The sequence below is a fragment of the Aliiglaciecola litoralis genome, from assembly GCF_039523355.1.
In the GTDB taxonomy this organism is placed as follows: Bacteria; Pseudomonadota; Gammaproteobacteria; order Enterobacterales; family Alteromonadaceae; genus Aliiglaciecola; species Aliiglaciecola litoralis.
Window position 1 is genome coordinate 16,255 of record NZ_BAAAFD010000009.1, and the last position, 17,113, is coordinate 33,367.

The window sequence follows — 17,113 nt, forward strand, 5'->3', positions numbered from 1 at the left end:
ATTTCTCAAATGGCAGGCAGCCGGATTTAGCAACATTGAGTTGATGGGGGTTTATTTTGGAGTGGATTGTTTCTAGGCGTGTTGCAATAAGGCTCTGGCCTTTGCCATCCCTCGTATGCGTTGATGCTTTGTGTGTTGTTTGAATTGTTGAAGCATGTGTTCATTGCCTACAGCGGTGTAGAAGTGTTGTTCAAACTCGGTCGTTAGGGTTAACCACTGCTCTGCATTAAGACCAAGACTGTTTAGAATGGAGCTGTGTTGCGGCTTGATATGACCGGCTTTATCCTGACGAATACACTTGCCCGTGCTCTCAATCAGCTCACAGTAATCAATTAGGCTATACGCGATACCATTGGGCATGTCTTTTTTGTGATTGCCTATAAACCGCATTAAGGTGCGGGGCTGTTCACCCTTGATAAGCGCATGGATACGCCTTTGAATGCTGGTGTGTTTTGAGGTTTCAGGAGTGCTGTCCATGTTGGCTCGAATAGGGTTTAAGTCGACATAGGCCATACAGGCTACTAGCGCACTTTCATCTAACAAGGCTTGAGATTTAAAGCGTCCTTCCCAAAATCGCCCCGTACAGTCATCTTCTTTGTTCGCCTCACGGGCGATGTGCTCGTTCAGATTGCGCATCAGCCAACTGATGTCGTGTAAGCGTTGCCGGTAGATAGTGACCGTTTGCTCCAGAGTCACAAGCTCAGCGTCACTGAGCGGCTCGCCTTTGTGATATTGTTGACTCAACAAGGTGCCTTGATACAGCTGATGCCAACGCCTAATCACCTCAGTCATCGACCAGCTATCCGCGGAGTCTTTATCCACACACAGCACCACATGGGTATGATTACTCATCACCGCATACGCACAAATATCAATGGCGAACACTGACGCTAAAAATAACAAACGTTTCTCTACCCACGCCCGGCGATGCTCAAAGCTTTGTCCAGTGAAAGAATCTTCACCACACAAAAAAGAGCGACGAACACAGCGTGAAACACAATGGTAGTAAGGGGTGTCAATTAAACTGATTTGGTTTTTGCGTGGTTGGGGCATAACAGACCATCCTTGGTTGTTTGATTACCCTAAAGCATAGAACAAAATGGCCGTTTAACCATTCATAACATGGGTGTCTCAGTAAAACTGGACTTTAAAGTGGGTGTCTTTGTAAAAGTCTAGAGCGCGCGTTGGCGGACAATTTCGAACAAACACACGCCTGTTGCTACTGACACATTTAAGCTTGTCACAGTGCCGGCCATTGGCAGCTTGAGCAGCTCATCACAATGTTCGCGTGTTAGTCTGCGCATGCCTTTGCCTTCCGCTCCCATAACCAAAGCAACGGGGCCAGACAATTTACATTCATAGAGACTTTGCTTGGCTTCACCAGCGGTGCCAATGATCCACACTCCGGCTTGTTGCAAATCACGTATTGTTCTAGCCAAATTCGTTACTTGCACTAAAGGGATCACGTCCGCAGCGCCGCTTGCCACCTTTCGCACTGTAGGCGTAAGTGCCGCAGAATTATCTTTAGGCACAACAACTGCGTGCACTCCGGCAGCTTCAGCGGTACGTAAACAGGCCCCCAGATTATGAGGATCGGTAACCCCATCTAGAATTAATAAAAATGGGTGTCCATGTTGGCTGACGATAGTGTCTAGGTCATTTTCGTTGTATTGCTTGCCGGGCTTGGCGCGTGCGACCACCCCTTGATGCTGCGCACCATCAACCTTGTCATCCAAGGTTTTACGTTGGCAAAACTGCACCGCGATGCCAAAACGCCTTGCTTGATTGATAATATTCAGCAGACGATCGTCTTCACGTCCTTTGAGCACAAACAATTCGATTAAACGTTCGGGCTCTCTTTGCACAACTGATTCTAATGCGTGAATCCCGTAAAGCCATTCTTGCTGAGCCATAGTTACTTTTTCCTCTTAGTTGAACTTCGACTCGCGGGTTTTCTCGCTTTTGTCGCTGGTTTAGTTGAGCTACTCGTTTTACTTTTATCTGAGCGCTTTTTAGCTGCAGGCTTAGTAGCAGATTCGGCATTTTCGCCATCACGCTTTTTGGATTTTTTACCGGCTTGTTTTCGAGCGCCACGACCTTTGGGCTCATCCAAAGTAAAGTCAATTTTACGATCATCAAGGTTGACCGCGGCCACTTTTACTTTCAATGGGTCACCTAGTCGATAACGTTTGCCCATGGCTTCGCCGACCAGACACTGTTTCACTTCATCAAAATGATAATAATCATTTTCTAATGACGAAATGTGCACTAAACCGTCGATATGAAACTCGGATAAACGCACAAAAAATCCAAAGCCGGTAACTGAGGCAATGACCCCCTCAAACACGTCACCAACATGATCAAGCATAAACTCACACTTAAGCCAATCGGCAACATCGCGGGTCGCATCATCAGCTCGGCGTTCAGTCATTGAACACTGCTCACCAATCGCTTCAACCTCTTCTACCGAATAAGCCTTACCGCCCGTTTTACTTTTGCGGCTGGCTTGCTTATCTAAAATAGCTTTAATTGCCCGATGCACGACCAAATCAGGATAACGGCGAATGGGCGAGGTAAAGTGAGCATACGCTTCCAAAGCGAGGCCAAAATGACCTATATTTTCATGAGCGTAAACGGCTTGCTTCATGGAGCGTAGCAACATGGTCTGGATCAGTTCTTGGTCAGGTCTGCCCTGAATTTTCGCCACTAAATCGGTAAAATCTTGTGGTTTGGCTTGCTGACCAATTCGATGTTCAATACCCACTTCTTTAAGGTAAGAGGTAAAGCTCGTTAACCTATCTTCGTTTGGTTCATCATGGATCCGATAAAGTGCTTGGGCTTTGTTTTCTTCTAAAAACTGTGCCGCAGATACATTTGCCAAGATCATGCATTCTTCAATGAGCTTGTGCGCATCGTTGCGCACTACCGGCACGATATGATCGATTTTACGATGAGCATTAAATACGAACTTACTTTCTTGGGTTTCAAACTCAATGGCTCCGCGTTTATTGCGGCTGCGTTTTAACGCTTTGTACATTGCGTGCAAATCACGCAAGTGCGGAACATGCTCTGCATAACGCTTATTCAGTTCAGGATCGCCATCCAAAATGGCGCCAACTTTGGTGTAGGTCAGTCGCGCCTTGGAGTTCATTACCGCTTCATAAAATTGGTACTCCTTCAACGTGCCATCCGCACCGACAATCATATCGCAGACCATACATAATCTGTCGACATCAGGATTCAACGAACACAAGCCGTTACTCAGCACCTCAGGCAGCATGGGTATCACTTGTTCTGGAAAATACACCGAATTACCGCGTACTTGAGCTTCATCATCCAATGCAGTGCCCGGCTTAACGTAGGAGCTGACATCAGCAATGGCAACCCAAAGTTGCCATCCACCTTCATCAAGAGGTTGACAGAAAACCGCATCGTCGAAATCTCTGGCATCTTCGCCATCAATCGTTACTAACGGCAAGTCTCGCAACTCTACACGACCTTGTTTCGAATCTTCCGGGACTTGCTCATCTAAACCATTTACTTGTTTAAGTACTGCCTTGGGCCAATCATGGGGAATATCAAAGGTGCGCAAAGCCATTTCGATTTCCATGCCAGGCGCCATATGCTCACCTAACACTTCAGAGACTTTACCTATCGGGCTCACTCTTTTTCGGGGCCGCTGTACAATCTCAACGACCACCACATTGCCTTGTCGCGCACCATTGACGTTTTCAGCGGGGATCATTATTTCATGGGTAATACGACTGTCATCAGGGATCACCAAACTCACGCCGTGTTCGGTAAAGAAACGGCCGACTATGGGCTCCGAACGAGGCTCAATAATGCGTGCAACTTTAGCCTCAGAACGGCCTCGATTATCGCCTGCACTTTCTTTTACTAAAACCACATCATCATGCAGTAAAAGTTGCATTTGACCTTGGTGAATGAATAAGTCTTTTTGTCCGTCTTCACGCTTTAAAAATCCAAAGCCGTCGCGATGACCAATAACTCGCCCTTTAATGAGTTCCATTTTTTCTGCCAGACCATATTTTTTCTGGCGATTAAAGACCACTTGACCTTCGCGTTCCATTGCTCTTAAACGGCGCTGTATACCAATGCGGCTATCTTCATCTTTGGCTTTTACAAGCTGGCAAATTTCAAGAAAGGTAAGAGGGGTTTTTTCGCGTTCCAGTATTTGTAGCAAATATTCTCTGCTGGCTACTGGGTTTTCGTATTTGTCTTTTTCGCGTTGGAATTGAGGGTCGTCTTTTTCTAAGTGTTTTTTGTTTTTTATATTCATACTCGCATTATAACCGCTGATTGTGACGAAACTATGTTTTTTTGATTAATTGCGCAGATTTTATTCAAACATTCACTCAAGGGTAGGAATTAACCGGTAAAATTCAAGGTTCTGACAAAAAAATTCCAGACTTTTAGCGCTGGGACCATTAACTTGCACTCCAATTAAGGTGCAACGTTACCCCACACAGCAAAACAATTAGGTACTTCATAACGGTCAAAAAAATCACCCCCAACGCTGCGTTGAGGGTGATTGCCTGCACAGTTCAATTCAGCACCATGCACGATTATCCATAAGGTAAGGCTATGGCGTTTTTAAACAGAATGTATAGTTACCAGAACCAGAGTAAGAATTTATATCCCAGTAAAAATAACCAGCACCGCTTGAATAGTTAATTTCTTCCACTGACGAGCTCGATGTTGAACTAGACACTTGTGTCCAACGACTGTTCAACCACTTATACAAACCTAAGTCGAAATCTGTTCCGCCCGGCCCTGTTAACTCACCACTATGAGTACCACTTGCACCTGAATAGTAGTAGGTACCATTTGGTTCGACATTATTATCGCCTGCTCCCGTTAGATTACCCGCATATTCAGTGTAACCAGTGGGGCAACTAGCAGGCGGCGTACCACCACCTTGTGCTGCTACAACCGCAGCCGCCGCGTCAACTATGCCACTGCCACATTGACTGCATGATCCAGGAAAAGAACGCGCAGTTGATACTAGGTCAGATTCAACTTCATCCGGTGTAATCGAAGGATCAACGGCATACATCAAAGCTGCCACACCAGCGATATGAGGCGCAGCCATACTGGTGCCTTGATAGAAAGAGTAATTATCAGAACCTGGTGTCGAGCTACCAGAGTTAAGCGTGGACAGTACCCCATTGCTAGAGACGCTGGTTTCTCCCCCCGGTGCGGCAATATCAACAACGCTGCCATAGTTTGAATAGTATGCTCTATCACCACTTCGATTAACTGAAGCCACAGTCACTACACCACTACAGCTAGCAGGAGTGAAATTAGCGGCATTTTGATTTGAGTTCCCAGCGGCAACTACCACAGTTGAACCGTTGGCTCGTGCAGTATTGATAGCTGATTGAGTGGTTGAAGGACAACTTCCACTGCCACCTAAACTGAGGTTCAATACTTGTGCAGGATTATTGTTGGTCGGTACGCCCGAAACCGAACCACCGGATGACCAAATGATACCATCCGCGATATCTGAAGTGTAACCACCACACTTACCCAGCACCCGAATTGGTAGAATATCGGCGTTCCACGCTACCCCTGCGACCCCTTGTCCATTGTTAGTTTCTGCTGCTACCGTGCCTGCCACATGAGTTCCGTGCCAACTAGAGTTACTTGCCGGCGAACCAGAGTAACATTCGTTAGTCGCTACCCAGTCACCAGGATCTTGAGCATCTGAGTCACGTCCATTGCCGTCATTACCCATGGTTGCATCGCTGATAAAGTCATAGCCCGGTAGAATTTTGCTATTTAAATCAACATGATTACGGTAGCCAGTATCAATAACTGCCACTGTAACACCTGAGCCTGTGGTGATATCCCATGCCGCCGGTCCGTTAATGCCAGCGGTGGATTCAAAATAATGCCACTGTTCGTTATAGCGAGTGTCGTTTGGAGTGGCTTGCGGCGTTAAGATCAAATCCAGTTCGGCAAATTGCGCTAATCCAGATTGATTCATTAACGCAATGGCTTTATCTCTAATCGCAGTGTCCGTAGTTCCTTGAACTTCAACCACGGTTGCACCCGTGGCTACATCTTTGACTTCCACCAAGGATACGCCAAGTGGAGCTATTGTTGCTTGCAAAGCAGAAACTGAGCTTTCTGGATTCAACTGCACAATAACGCGAAAATTCCTTTCGTTAGGATCGCCTGCGGCGAATGCCTGGCTTCCTAGTAGTGTTGCTCCTACCAAACTTGCTACAAAGGTTTTTTTATTTATATATTTCATTAGGTTCCCTTATTATAGTTTTTAGTTTCTTGGTACAAAATTTAACCAAGGGAGCTAAGTAAAGCAGAGCTATTAAAACTTTATAATGGGGGTTTCCCCCTAGATGTGAAAAAAATTACTCGAGACCAAATGGCTTTGCTACAACACTGATTTCGTTGATTTTTATTAACTCGCTGGGGGTAGAACCTTCCCCGACAATGGCTGGCGAGGAAGGGAATACACAGGGGGAAGAGCTGAAAAGGTTATTCGCTAATTGAAGAACGAAAAACGTAACCACACTCAAACTAGGGGAGCAATCGCGTTACACATTGGCAGTAGTCCAAATGTGTAGCCATTGAATTAATGCTCAGTTTGGATTAGATGAACTGGTACGCATCCCCGTACAAATTTTCGAGCAATAAGCCTTTATTGTGAAAATCTTCACGCGCAACCCCGGCCATCTCAAATCGTCCGGCAACATACACTTGATAAGGCTCCAAGCTGACAAAATCGTTCAACACGGCCAAGTGCACCCAGCCTTTCTTGCCGCGCCAATTGTCATCAGGACAATCAACTACTGGATGAAACCTAAAGTTGGGATGTGTTTTCTCAAGTGCTTTGAGTGACTCATAGGCATACATATCTTTGAGCGTACGTGTCCCCCAATACAAAAATACGGGATCTTTATTAGGCATTGCTAATCGACGTTGCAAAATAGCATGGGTATAAGAAAACCCAGTACCTCCGGCCAACAATATGGTTGGTCTAATTTTATTTTCACGCAGGTAAGCTGAGCCATGACCACCGTCAACGTCAATGGTCTGGTGCAGGCGCATTCTTTCCAATACTTCTGCAGCGTAGTTGTTACCTGCCTCGGCGCCAATATGCAGCTCTAGTTTGCCATCATCTCTAGGAGCATTGGCAATTGAAAATGGGCGTTTATCTTTTTCAGACATGCACACCTGCAAATATTGGCCGGCTTTAAAATCCATCGGTGACGCGGGTGCCAGCAAGACTTTACTGACGACACCCGTCAATGGTTCTATGGATTCTACTTTACAGCTAATCGGTATCATATTCAGTTGGTTCCAGTTATTAACCTGAATTAAGCAATTTAGGTTATTTACTCTTTAGGATCTAAATCTAGACTGTCCCAGATTTCATCAACGCGGTCTTTTACATCTTTGTCCATCTCAATTGGCAGGCCCCATTCTCGATCAGTTTCGCCCGGCAACTTATTGGTAGCATCCATTCCCATTTTAGAACCAAGCCCAGAAACAGGCGAAGCAAAGTCCAAATAATCGATGGGGGTACTTTCGATCAAGGTAGTATCTCGAGCAGGATCCATCCGCGTGGTGATAGCCCAAATCACATCTTGCCAATCTCGGGCATTGATATCATCGTCACAGACAATGACAAATTTGGTATACATAAACTGGCGTAAAAACGACCAAACACCCATCATTACACGCTTAGCGTGCCCCGGATATTGCTTTTTCATGGTCACCACAGCTAAGCGATAGCTACACCCTTCTGGTGGCAAATAAAAGTCGACGATTTCAGGAAATTGTTTTTGTAAGATGGGCACAAACACTTCGTTTAATGCCACGCCCAAAATTGCTGGCTCATCGGGGGGTCTGCCAGTGTAAGTTGAATGATAAATAGGATTTTTACGATGGGTAATATGGGTGACAGTAAACACCGGAAATTCATCTATTTCATTGTAATACCCTGTATGGTCGCCATAGGGGCCTTCTGGTGCCGTTTCATTTGGTGCAATATAGCCCTCTAACACAATTTCTGCATTGGCCGGAACTTGTAAATCATTGCTGATGGATTTCACTACTTCTGTTTTGTCGCCACGAAGTAATCCAGCAAAGGCATATTCAGACAAGGTATCAGGAACCGGCGTAACAGCCCCTAGAATAGTCGCAGGATCTGCCCCTAGGGCCACCGAAACAGGATAGTTTTCGCCTGGATTCGTTTGACAAAACTCTTTGAAATCCAATGCGCCGCCGCGGTGCGACAGCCAGCGCATAATGACTTTGTTTTTACTTAACACTTGTTGTCGATAAATACCGAGATTCTGTCGCTTTTTATGGGGCCCACGAGTTACGGTTAGCCCCCATGTGATCAAAGGTGCAGCATCATCTGGCCAGCAATGTTGGATCGGCAGTGTCGATAAATCAACTTGGTCACCGCTTAGCACCACTTCCTGACAAACCGCTTTTTTGACTTCCTTGGCAGGCATGTTGAGCACTTGCTTTAACACCGGCAGTTTGTCCCACAGATCTTTTAGCCCTTTTGGCGGTTCAGGCTCTTTCAGGTAGGCCAGTAATTTTCCTACTTCACGCAGCGCTTCAACTGACTCTTGCCCCATGCCCATGGCGACGCGTTCTGGCGTACCAAACAAATTGGCCAATACTGGAATAGAATGACCTTTGGGATTTTCAAACAAGATTGCCGGACCACCAGCACGCAGTGTACGGTCAGCAATTTCAGTCATCTCAAGATGCGTATCTATTTCTTGGGTTACTCGCCTGAGTTGACCTATTTTCTCTAGTTGCTTGATAAAATCGCGTAAGTCTTTGTATTTCATATCGAACCGCTCATTGATGTTAGCCAGTAAGTATAAACAGGGTAGCGAAGATATACGAGCCAGAAGACTTAATAGTTCGCCGATATTGCAATTTGAGCGTTTAATTACCTATTTGTTTAAGCGATCACAAATTAGTTGTTAATATTTTGTAATTTTTTTCATTCGGGGATAGTCTTACGCTATTGTCTGCTCAAAAAGGTTTTCACAATGAGATTTAGACTAGCTCTGTTTTTTTTAAGTCTATTCAGTACATCGAGTTTTGCCGCTTGCGATTCAGCAAAATTCAATCAATTTGACTTTTGGATTGGCGAATGGAATGTGTTCAATCAAAAGGGCAAATTAGCTGGCACGAATTCGATTACCAAACAATTAAATAATTGTGTTCTGGAAGAAAAGTACCTTACCCCTTCAGGTTATGCAGGACAGAGTCTCAATATATATAAACCGGGCACAGATTCCTGGCATCAAACTTGGGTCGACAACTCCGGTTTATTGCTTACCTTGGAAGGTCAGTTCGACGGCACTGCGATGGTGTTATCGGGTACAACTTTGTCCCCTTCTGGTTATTTTGTACTGCACCGTATAACATGGAAGCCCGCGCCCGATAAGAGCGTCAGACAACACTGGCAATCAAGTAATGACAAGGGTCAAAGCTGGAAAACTTTGTTCGATGGTAAATACGTAAAACGCAAAAAATAACGATCAAACCAATTTAAACTTAGAGGTCTCTATGCCATTTAATCAAGAACTCACCGAAGAACTAAATCTGCTATTAAAATTCCCCAATAAAAGTCTTATGCAAGGCCTAAAGATTCATCATGATGCGGATCCTGCGATAATCGATGCGGCCAAACGACTCTATGCCAAAGGTATTGTCAGCCAGCCAGATGGGGGGTATTTAACCGATCTAGGCCATGATCTTGCCGAGCATGCGCAAGTAATACAATCGGCGCTTACTCACAGTTAATTTCTCAGCCATGCACGGTGGCGAGAGCTAGTTACCCGTTAGCATATTGCGAGGTCGATTCAAACGCGCCTGAATAGAAACCTTTGACCCTGTTTTGACGTCATGCCTATGCGCCTCATATAGCCTGTCGCTAAATACACGTTGTTGAAGATTAGTTGATGACCGGTTAATCATCAGCCTTTGTTAAAAAGCAATTGGTCTACTCTCAAATAAGGTAAATTTATCCATAGGCTAACAATAAAATTTGCTCATTAAATTTAGTAATCTCGGCAATTGTCGATACACTAAATATGAACTTATTCGACTGATTCTCAATGGATACCTAGTAATGCGCCTGTTAAATGCTCTGACTTATGCCACTTTAGTTTGTCTTTATTGCAGTAATGCACATGCAGCTGAGCCAATCAAAGCCGTTGAGCTGTACTCTCAGGATGAGCTATTGAAGATGATCAATGACAATCAGCATTTGGATCGTGTTGTATTAGACCGCTGTCAGCTTGTACAAGACATTGAAGCGCGCGCCGATACATTGAAGGTACCAGCCTATCAATTCTTATGGGGCGATATGTTAGCCTGGGGTGTCTGTGTTGATGCTGAGCCCATTCGCGGAATTAGTTATATGAAGGAAGCTGCGGATCAAGGGTTAGCACCTGCATTGGAGCAGCTCGGTCGCTACTATGCGCAAGGCAAGCTGGTGCAGCAAGACAAGCAGCGCGGGGTAATTTATTTGCGTGAGGCCGCAGCGCTTGGCAATCTCAATGCCCAAATCCATCTTGCCGAATTATTTATTGATGGCTTCGGAAGCCCTTACGATTACGAAGATGCCTATCATTGGCTGTACAATGCGATCACAGATGATCAATCTAAGCACAAGAAAATCGCCCAGTGCATGCAAGATTTAGAAAAACTCATGCACCCTAAAGCGGTGCGCAGCGCAAAACGCCCCTTAGAAAGCTAACACTTTTAAGCAAACAGTTAAGACTACAGCTATTCAGGCGTTTTTTGAAAAGTTTCAAATTGCTCCGGTAAGTGCTGCGCTAACTGGCCGGAAACTTCCACGTAGGTTTTGAGCGCATCAGGTAACGAGGCATAGATTTTATCGATGTTATCCAGCAATTTGTGATTTCCTGCCCGCTGCGCTTGCTCTACGGCCATAGGTACATTGGCAAAGGTGCTAAACATCATTAAACAATGTTTAAGATTGCGCTTTAAGCTCGGTAGTTTTTCCGGTTGCTTTTCCACTAACTCTTGCCAACATCGTTGCCAAACCGCCTCCAATTGACTATGTCCAACCAGCAAGCCCTTTAACCATTTGCTGACCGGCATATTTGAGTTTGGATCTTCAGGTAAGGTCTGCCCTTGCATGGGGATGCGAAATGTCTCAGAGCGCATTTCGGTAAGTTGTTGCTGCAACACACTCATTAAAGTTTCAGCTATCTTATCGGCGTCTTGCGCACTGGCTAATTGACCATGTTGATTGAATACCCAGTTTAACCATTCATCGGGCATCGGAATTTCGGGTGCCGCACAGACCGAAAACACCAAACCACCGACATAATCACTTGAGTGCAGAGTAGATTTAAACTCTAGATCACACAATTGTTGGAGTTGTAAAACATGGGGGGGCGTAGCAAATGGCAAAATAAACTCGTATTAACCGACAAATAATTCAACTGCCACCAGCATATAGCAGCTTTATCGAATAATTAAGTGTTTTGGTCGTGAACTTAGTAAAAACTATTGACAGTACTTCGATTGAACAGGATATAATGCCCAGCATTGTTATAGTATAACATTCCATTTTTCATAATAGGTAGAGGTCACTGTGTTCAATTCCAATTATTTATTGCTACTGTCTAGCCTTTCCTTACCCTTAGGTTTCGCTACCTCGGCATTGGCACAAGCAGACACTAGTCAAGATAAACCGTCACAAAAAGACGAACACGAAATCGAAAAGTTAGTTATTACTTCTAATCCTCTTAATCGGACCATCTTACAATCTGCCACACCGGTTTCTATTATTGCTGGTGAAGATCTCGAATCACGGGTCGCACCGACCCTTGGGGAAACCTTAAAGAATGTGCCGGGCGTACACAGCACCTATTTTGGCCCGGTATCTAGCAGCCCCATTATTCGAGGACTAGACGGCCCTAGAATTCGAGTATTGCAAAATGGATTAGATGTCTCTGACGCATCTCGCATTGGTCCTGATCACGTTGTTTCCACTGAAACTGCCAATGCCTCACAAATCGAAGTACTTCGTGGCCCTGCAACCTTATTGTATGGCAGTGGTGCCATTGGTGGTGTGGTTAACGTAGTAGACAATCGCTTACCCACTCGTGAAATGGATGAATTACAAGGCAAGGTCAGTTATTTGCACGACAGTGTATCCAGTGAAGATTTAATTAATCTAAGTCTAGATGCCGGTCATCAACAATGGCTATTCCACCTAGACGCGTTTGACAGGTCAACTGAAAACTACGAGATCCCAGGTCCAGCACAGTTAGGTGGCAGTGATACCAGTGGCATATTAGACAACTCATTCATCGCAGCGCATGGTTTTAGTAGCGGGATTGGTTGGGCTAAAAATAATCTTAATCTAGCGGTTTCTATTGGATCCTTGCAAAGCGAATACGGTGTGCCAGGCCATGCTCATGAAGAAGAGCACGAAGAAGAGGAAGAGCACCAAGAAGAATTACACGCGCAAGAAATGGCAGAGTCCATTTATGGGCGTTTGAAACAAGACCGCTATCAAGTACTTGCTGATTGGACTGACTTAGACGGTTTTATCTCTGAAGTCAGGTTTAGAAGTGCATTTACCGATTACACGCACAGTGAAATTGAAGATGGCGAAGTCGGCACCACGTTCACTAATGAAACCTTAGAAAGCCGATTTTGGGCTAAGCATGCGCCGCAACAAGGCTGGGAAGGCGTGCTGGGCTTTAACTATCTGGCCAGTGATTTTTCAGCCTTAGGAGACGAGGCATTTACACCGGCTTCCGAATCGCGATCCTTTGCGGTGTTTGCGCTTGAAGAGAAGCCTTTTGGTGCATTTTTATGGCAATTAGGGGCTCGCGTTGAGAAAACTCAGATCACCGTCGACAATGATTTTTTCGTCACTACGGAGCAAGCCAATTCATTTGAATTTGACCAACAGTCTTTTACAGGCGTCAGTTTATCGGCCGGCTCAGTCTGGACAGTATCGGACACTGACACCTTGTCATTTAATTACGCTTATTCGCAAAGAGCACCTTCAGCGGCAGAAATCTTCTCCAACGGTTTACACATTGCCACTAATACCTACGAGTTAGGGGTTGGCTTTGACGTTATACCTGGCGAGGATAATGACGAATTTGAGATCATCAAAAATGCGCGCACTATCGAGCTGGAAACATCAAACAACATCGATCTTACCTACCATTACACCGGTGACCAAGTGGAAGCGACCTTCAGTCTTTTCTATAATCAGATCAACGATTACCTTTTTCAGCAAAATACTGGGTTAGTCTTCGTCGAGGAACACCACGATGAAGCTGAGGAACACGGACACGAACTCGAGGAAGGACTTCCGGTGTTTGTATTTCAGCAGCAAGATGCTGACATATACGGATTTGAAGCCGAAGTTGACTGGCATTTTAACGACAGCGTGCGATTAGAAACTTTTGCTGATTCAACCAGAGCTACATTGCAAGATGGGCAAAACGTGCCGCGAATTCCGCCGTTGCGTATTGGTGCGGAACTTCACTGGGAAAACACCCATTGGCATGCCGAATTGGGCGCAACATATTATGCGAAACAAGATGATATCGCCGAATTTGAAACCCTTACCCAAGGTTACACTCTGGTTAATGCAGCGTTTAGCTATTATATGGATGTAGCCGACAACGAGTTAGTGTTATTTGTGCGAGGAAACAACCTAACCAACGAAGAAGCGCGAGTGCACGCGTCTTTTATCAAAGATGATGCGCCTTTGCCTGGCCGTTCGATTGTTGTAGGCGCGCGACTGCAGTTTTAACCCACATTAGCAATGGCGAACTCTTTTGCCATTGCGTTGGGCTACCAATTTATCGACAAGCTTGCTAACGTCTTGTTTATCAACTTGAAACGATTGAGTTAAAACGTCGATGAAAAAATTTGGTCCTGCCCTACTTGTCACCGCCGCCTTTATTGGACCGGGCACCGTCACCACGGCAACACTCGCAGGCGGAAGTTATGGTTATGCGTTAGTTTGGGCATTAGTGTTCTCCGCCATCGCGACTTTTGTATTACAAGAAATGGCATCTCGATTAGGGTTGGTTACCGGTAAAGGGCTGGCTGAAGCAATTCGAGGGCAATTTTCAGGGATCAGCCAACTGCTCGTCATCGGACTGGTCGTAAGCGCAATTGGCATAGGCAACGCTGCCTATCAAGCTGGCAATCTCACCGGTGCCGCTTTGGGGTTATCGGCAATATCCAAAATAGAACTGACCATTTGGGTTTGGATTCTGGCGGCTGTGTCGACGGGATTACTGATCAGCGGCAAATACAAGGTGATCGAAATTGCATTGATTGCATTAGTGTTTTTAATGTCTTTGGTGTTTGTTATTACCATGATCATGGCGGGTCCAGATTTGTCGGCACTCATGACTGGCTTGGTGTCTTTTTCGGTTCCTTCTGGCAGTACCCTAATGATCATTGCGTTGGTCGGCACAACCGTTGTGCCCTACAATTTATTTTTACATGCCAGCATAGTGGCAAAGCAGACAAAATCTGACAATTTACAACAGTCGGTGTTCGACAATCGGATTGATACTGGGTTGTCAGTTGGACTGGGAAGCCTGATAACATTAGCCATATTGTCCTGTGCTGCCACAGCCTTCTTCGCCACTCAGACGCAAGTAGAGACCAGCAATATTGCGCATCAGCTAACGCCCTTGTTAGGCAACTACGCCAATTTCTTTTTTGCCAGTGGCTTATTCGCGGCGGGTCTTACTAGCGCCATTACCGCACCGCTGGCAGCAGCGTATGCCGTATCTGGTGCCATGAATTGGCCTACTCAATTAGATAATAAACGTTTTAAAGCAATTTGGTTGACGGTGATGATCGCGGGCGTGGTGTTTGCCAGTTTAGGCATCAAACCACTGGCGGCTATCCTGTTTGCCCAAGCGACCAATGGCTTGTTGCTGCCGGTAATCGCCGTGTTTTTAATTGTCGCGTTGAATAACCGAGCTTTAATGGGTGAGTACAAAAACGGGATTTTTAGTAATACATTGGGAGGCGCTATCGTGGTATTTGTCTCCGCATTGGGGCTATATAAGTTGATTAGTTTATTTTTCTAATCAACTTACCCGCAGCAAATTACCCTTTAAGTCGACCAAAGGCCTCAACCAGCATGCTTCTTGGACAGCCAAAGTTAATCCGAACATATTGCTTGTTACCAAAATCAATGCCCGGCGAAGGACCAACACCCCGTGCTTCGAAATAGCTTTGGGGATTGTCGACTTCGAGTCCAGTGGCATCAATCCATGCTAAATAAGTTGCTTCGACCTTTAAAAGCCGAAGGCCGGGTATGCTGTCAACTTGTTGCTGAATATAGTCAAGGTTACCACGAAGGTAATCAAGCAATTGCTGGTGCCATTGATCACATTGGGTAAAGGCCGCCTCAGTGGCAACCAAGCCCATCACATTCGCCCAAGGCACAAAGCCTTGCATTGCAGACATGAACTGCGTGCGTAAATGCGCATTGGGAATAATCGCAAAAGACGTCGCTAAACCAGCTATATTGAAGGTTTTACTCGCAGCCATTAGCGTGACCGAATTATTTTCAAGCCCCGTAATTTTGCCTGCTGGCAAATGCTTCTTCGACTCATCTAACACCAGATCACAGTGAATTTCATCTGAGCACAAAACCACATCATTGGCCCGACATATCGCCGAAACACGATCCAGTTCATTCTGGCTAAGCACTGAGCCTACAGGGTTCATCGGGTTGCACAGAATAAGCAATTTGCTCTTAGGGTCGGCCGCCTGCTGTTCCAATTGTGCGAAATCTAAGGTCCAGCGCCCTGCCACTTCCACTGTATTGATTTCGACGCGCTCTAACCCATTGATAGATGGGGCGGCGCGCAGTGGAGGATAATTGGGAGTTTGCAGCATCACTTTATCGCCAAGCTTACAATAAGCCTTGCATGCCACATTAAACGCAGGCACAACGCCTGGCGTCCAGACGATCCAGCTAGTTTCAATCTGCCAATCGTGTTTATCAGCAAGCCAACGTTTTACTGCGTTATTGGCAGGTTCATATTGGGCTGGCAGTGTGTAACCAAAAAGTCCATGCTCAACACGCTTTTGTAAGGCATGTACTATAGGGCCTGGGCTAGCAAACTCAGTATCTGCAACCCACATAGGTAAAACGTCCTTACCTTTGTATTTTTGCCACTTAAAAGAATAGGTAGAAGATCGATCAATGATCTCGTCAAATTGCATGAAATATCCTTAAAACAGATGCTAACAATGGTTCGATGGATGCTTACTTAAGCATCAAGAAGCCGCTTAACTTTTTCAGTCAGATCATAATTTTTAAATGGTTTTGCAATGAAATCAGACACCTTCGCTTTCCTTGCTGCAATCACCAAATCGCGGGTTGCGTTACCGGTTAGCAATAGAAATGGTACTTGTTGATTTTTTTTGCGAATAGCGGCCAATACTTCTAATCCATCGTGCTCAGGCATTTGCCAATCACAAATGACCAAGTCCGTCCCCTCTAGTCCATCCTTTTCAATATAGCGAATGGCTTCAGAACTATTAGACATAGTGCAGACTTCACCTTCAATAAATTCATCGAGAATTAATTGAAGCAGTTCCAAAGTAATTACATCATCATCGATAACAAGAATATTATGCAATACAGAGTACTCAAATCAATAAACTAATGCGCATAAATATACCCTTTGGCAAATGGTTTGAACATCCCCTTTTAATAATTAACCTAAACTGAAGGATATTTACTGCCATTTGATTCAGATCAATACGCTATGTCATAGATACCACTAAGATAATCTCATTAACTTTGGAGATTATGATGAAACAAAATGTCGGAATATTAGACACAGCAATTCGCTCTATTCTAGCCTGCGCTTTACTGGCAATATCTTTGGAAGGATTCTATAGCGATACCGTCAACATTATATTGGCGCTACTCGGAACCGTATTATTCGTATCAAGTAGTTTTGGCGTTTGCCTAATCTATCGAATATTAGGCATAGATACTTATCCTGATTTTAGCGACGACTCCTATCATCCTCGGTAA

At 45.1% G+C, this 17,113-nt stretch carries 15 protein-coding genes; 6 read left to right on the forward strand and 9 right to left on the reverse strand.

The annotated features are described in order from the left end of the window. Positions 1–72 precede the first annotated feature (72 nt). The 6 genes from ABD036_RS14405 to ubiD all read right to left on the reverse strand — a co-directional run bounded on the left by ABD036_RS14405 (position 73) and on the right by ubiD (position 8,858). The gene (locus ABD036_RS14405) at positions 73–1,053 is read right to left on the reverse strand and encodes a transposase (protein ID WP_343861118.1); all 981 of its coding nucleotides are present in this window, start codon (positions 1,051–1,053) and stop codon (positions 73–75) included. Between the two features lie 119 nt (positions 1,054–1,172). Then, positions 1,173–1,913: a 23S rRNA (guanosine(2251)-2'-O)-methyltransferase RlmB gene (rlmB, locus tag ABD036_RS14410; protein ID WP_343861120.1), complete on the reverse strand. Its 741-nt coding sequence runs from the start codon at positions 1,911–1,913 to the stop codon at positions 1,173–1,175. Positions 1,914–1,915: 2 nt separating this feature from the next. Continuing rightward, positions 1,916–4,300 (reverse strand): ribonuclease R, encoded by a 2,385-nt coding sequence (gene rnr, locus ABD036_RS14415; protein ID WP_343861122.1) that lies wholly within the window; start codon positions 4,298–4,300, stop codon positions 1,916–1,918. A gap of 303 nt (positions 4,301–4,603) precedes the next feature. Then, positions 4,604–6,280, reverse strand: a complete 1,677-nt coding sequence (locus tag ABD036_RS14420; RefSeq protein ID WP_343861124.1) for a S8 family peptidase — start codon at positions 6,278–6,280, stop codon at positions 4,604–4,606. A 356-nt stretch (positions 6,281–6,636) separates the two neighbouring features. Beyond that, positions 6,637–7,335: an NAD(P)H-flavin reductase gene (gene fre / locus ABD036_RS14425; protein WP_343861126.1), complete on the reverse strand. Its 699-nt coding sequence runs from the start codon at positions 7,333–7,335 to the stop codon at positions 6,637–6,639. 47 nt (positions 7,336–7,382) lie between these two features. Then, positions 7,383–8,858 carry a 4-hydroxy-3-polyprenylbenzoate decarboxylase gene (gene ubiD, locus ABD036_RS14430; RefSeq protein WP_343861128.1) on the reverse strand — a complete coding sequence of 492 codons (1,476 nt, stop codon included), beginning with the start codon at positions 8,856–8,858 and terminating at the stop codon, positions 7,383–7,385. Positions 8,859–9,065: 207 nt separating this feature from the next. Here ubiD and ABD036_RS14435 point away from each other — a divergent pair, with 207 nt between their 5' ends. From ABD036_RS14435 to ABD036_RS14445, 3 genes are all read left to right on the forward strand, one after another. Then, positions 9,066–9,557, forward strand: a complete 492-nt coding sequence (locus tag ABD036_RS14435) for a hypothetical protein (protein ID WP_343861130.1) — start codon at positions 9,066–9,068, stop codon at positions 9,555–9,557. A gap of 31 nt (positions 9,558–9,588) precedes the next feature. Further along, a complete protein-coding gene (locus ABD036_RS14440; protein ID WP_343861132.1) occupies positions 9,589–9,825 on the forward strand; it encodes a TIGR02647 family protein in 237 nt (78 codons plus the stop codon). A gap of 328 nt (positions 9,826–10,153) precedes the next feature. Continuing rightward, on the forward strand, positions 10,154–10,783 hold the full coding sequence (locus ABD036_RS14445) for a tetratricopeptide repeat protein (protein ID WP_343861134.1): 630 nt from the start codon (positions 10,154–10,156) through the stop codon (positions 10,781–10,783). Positions 10,784–10,812: 29 nt separating this feature from the next. Here ABD036_RS14445 and ABD036_RS14450 read toward each other — a convergent pair whose 3' ends face one another. Beyond that, entirely contained in the window at positions 10,813–11,466 is a 654-nt protein-coding gene (locus ABD036_RS14450; RefSeq protein WP_343861136.1) for a UPF0149 family protein, read from the reverse strand. Between the two features lie 184 nt (positions 11,467–11,650). Between ABD036_RS14450 and ABD036_RS14455 the strand changes: the two genes are divergently transcribed. Both ABD036_RS14455 and ABD036_RS14460 read left to right on the forward strand, forming a co-directional pair. Next, complete coding sequence (locus ABD036_RS14455) at positions 11,651–13,840, forward strand: TonB-dependent receptor (RefSeq protein ID WP_343861139.1); 2,190 nt, start codon at positions 11,651–11,653, stop codon at positions 13,838–13,840. A 109-nt stretch (positions 13,841–13,949) separates the two neighbouring features. Continuing rightward, a complete protein-coding gene (locus ABD036_RS14460; RefSeq protein ID WP_343861141.1) occupies positions 13,950–15,143 on the forward strand; it encodes an Nramp family divalent metal transporter in 1,194 nt (397 codons plus the stop codon). Positions 15,144–15,162: 19 nt separating this feature from the next. Here ABD036_RS14460 and ABD036_RS14465 read toward each other — a convergent pair whose 3' ends face one another. Beyond that, complete coding sequence (locus ABD036_RS14465) at positions 15,163–16,290, reverse strand: MalY/PatB family protein (protein ID WP_343861143.1); 1,128 nt, start codon at positions 16,288–16,290, stop codon at positions 15,163–15,165. Between the two features lie 47 nt (positions 16,291–16,337). Continuing rightward, complete coding sequence (locus ABD036_RS14470; protein WP_343861145.1) at positions 16,338–16,709, reverse strand: response regulator; 372 nt, start codon at positions 16,707–16,709, stop codon at positions 16,338–16,340. A gap of 176 nt (positions 16,710–16,885) precedes the next feature. Here ABD036_RS14470 and ABD036_RS14475 point away from each other — a divergent pair, with 176 nt between their 5' ends. Further along, positions 16,886–17,113, forward strand: coding sequence for a YgaP family membrane protein (locus ABD036_RS14475; protein WP_343861147.1), 228 nt, complete (start codon positions 16,886–16,888; stop codon positions 17,111–17,113).

Excerpts from the sequence above, each read along its gene's own strand:
- ABD036_RS14460 (WP_343861141.1), top strand. The coding sequence starts at position 13,950 with ATGAAAAAATTTGGTCCTGCCCTACTTGTCACCGCCGCCTTTATTGGA.
- ABD036_RS14405 (WP_343861118.1), bottom strand. The coding sequence starts at position 1,053 with ATGCCCCAACCACGCAAAAACCAAATCAGTTTAATTGACACCCCTTAC.
- ubiD (WP_343861128.1), bottom strand. The coding sequence starts at position 8,858 with ATGAAATACAAAGACTTACGCGATTTTATCAAGCAACTAGAGAAAATA.
- ABD036_RS14420 (WP_343861124.1), bottom strand. The coding sequence starts at position 6,280 with ATGAAATATATAAATAAAAAAACCTTTGTAGCAAGTTTGGTAGGAGCA.
- ABD036_RS14465 (WP_343861143.1), bottom strand. The coding sequence starts at position 16,290 with ATGCAATTTGACGAGATCATTGATCGATCTTCTACCTATTCTTTTAAG.
- ABD036_RS14475 (WP_343861147.1), top strand. The coding sequence starts at position 16,886 with ATGAAACAAAATGTCGGAATATTAGACACAGCAATTCGCTCTATTCTA.
- rlmB (WP_343861120.1), bottom strand. The coding sequence starts at position 1,913 with ATGGCTCAGCAAGAATGGCTTTACGGGATTCACGCATTAGAATCAGTT.
- fre (WP_343861126.1), bottom strand. The coding sequence starts at position 7,335 with ATGATACCGATTAGCTGTAAAGTAGAATCCATAGAACCATTGACGGGT.
- ABD036_RS14440 (WP_343861132.1), top strand. The coding sequence starts at position 9,589 with ATGCCATTTAATCAAGAACTCACCGAAGAACTAAATCTGCTATTAAAA.
- ABD036_RS14435 (WP_343861130.1), top strand. The coding sequence starts at position 9,066 with ATGAGATTTAGACTAGCTCTGTTTTTTTTAAGTCTATTCAGTACATCG.
- rnr (WP_343861122.1), bottom strand. The coding sequence starts at position 4,300 with ATGAATATAAAAAACAAAAAACACTTAGAAAAAGACGACCCTCAATTC.
- ABD036_RS14445 (WP_343861134.1), top strand. The coding sequence starts at position 10,154 with ATGCGCCTGTTAAATGCTCTGACTTATGCCACTTTAGTTTGTCTTTAT.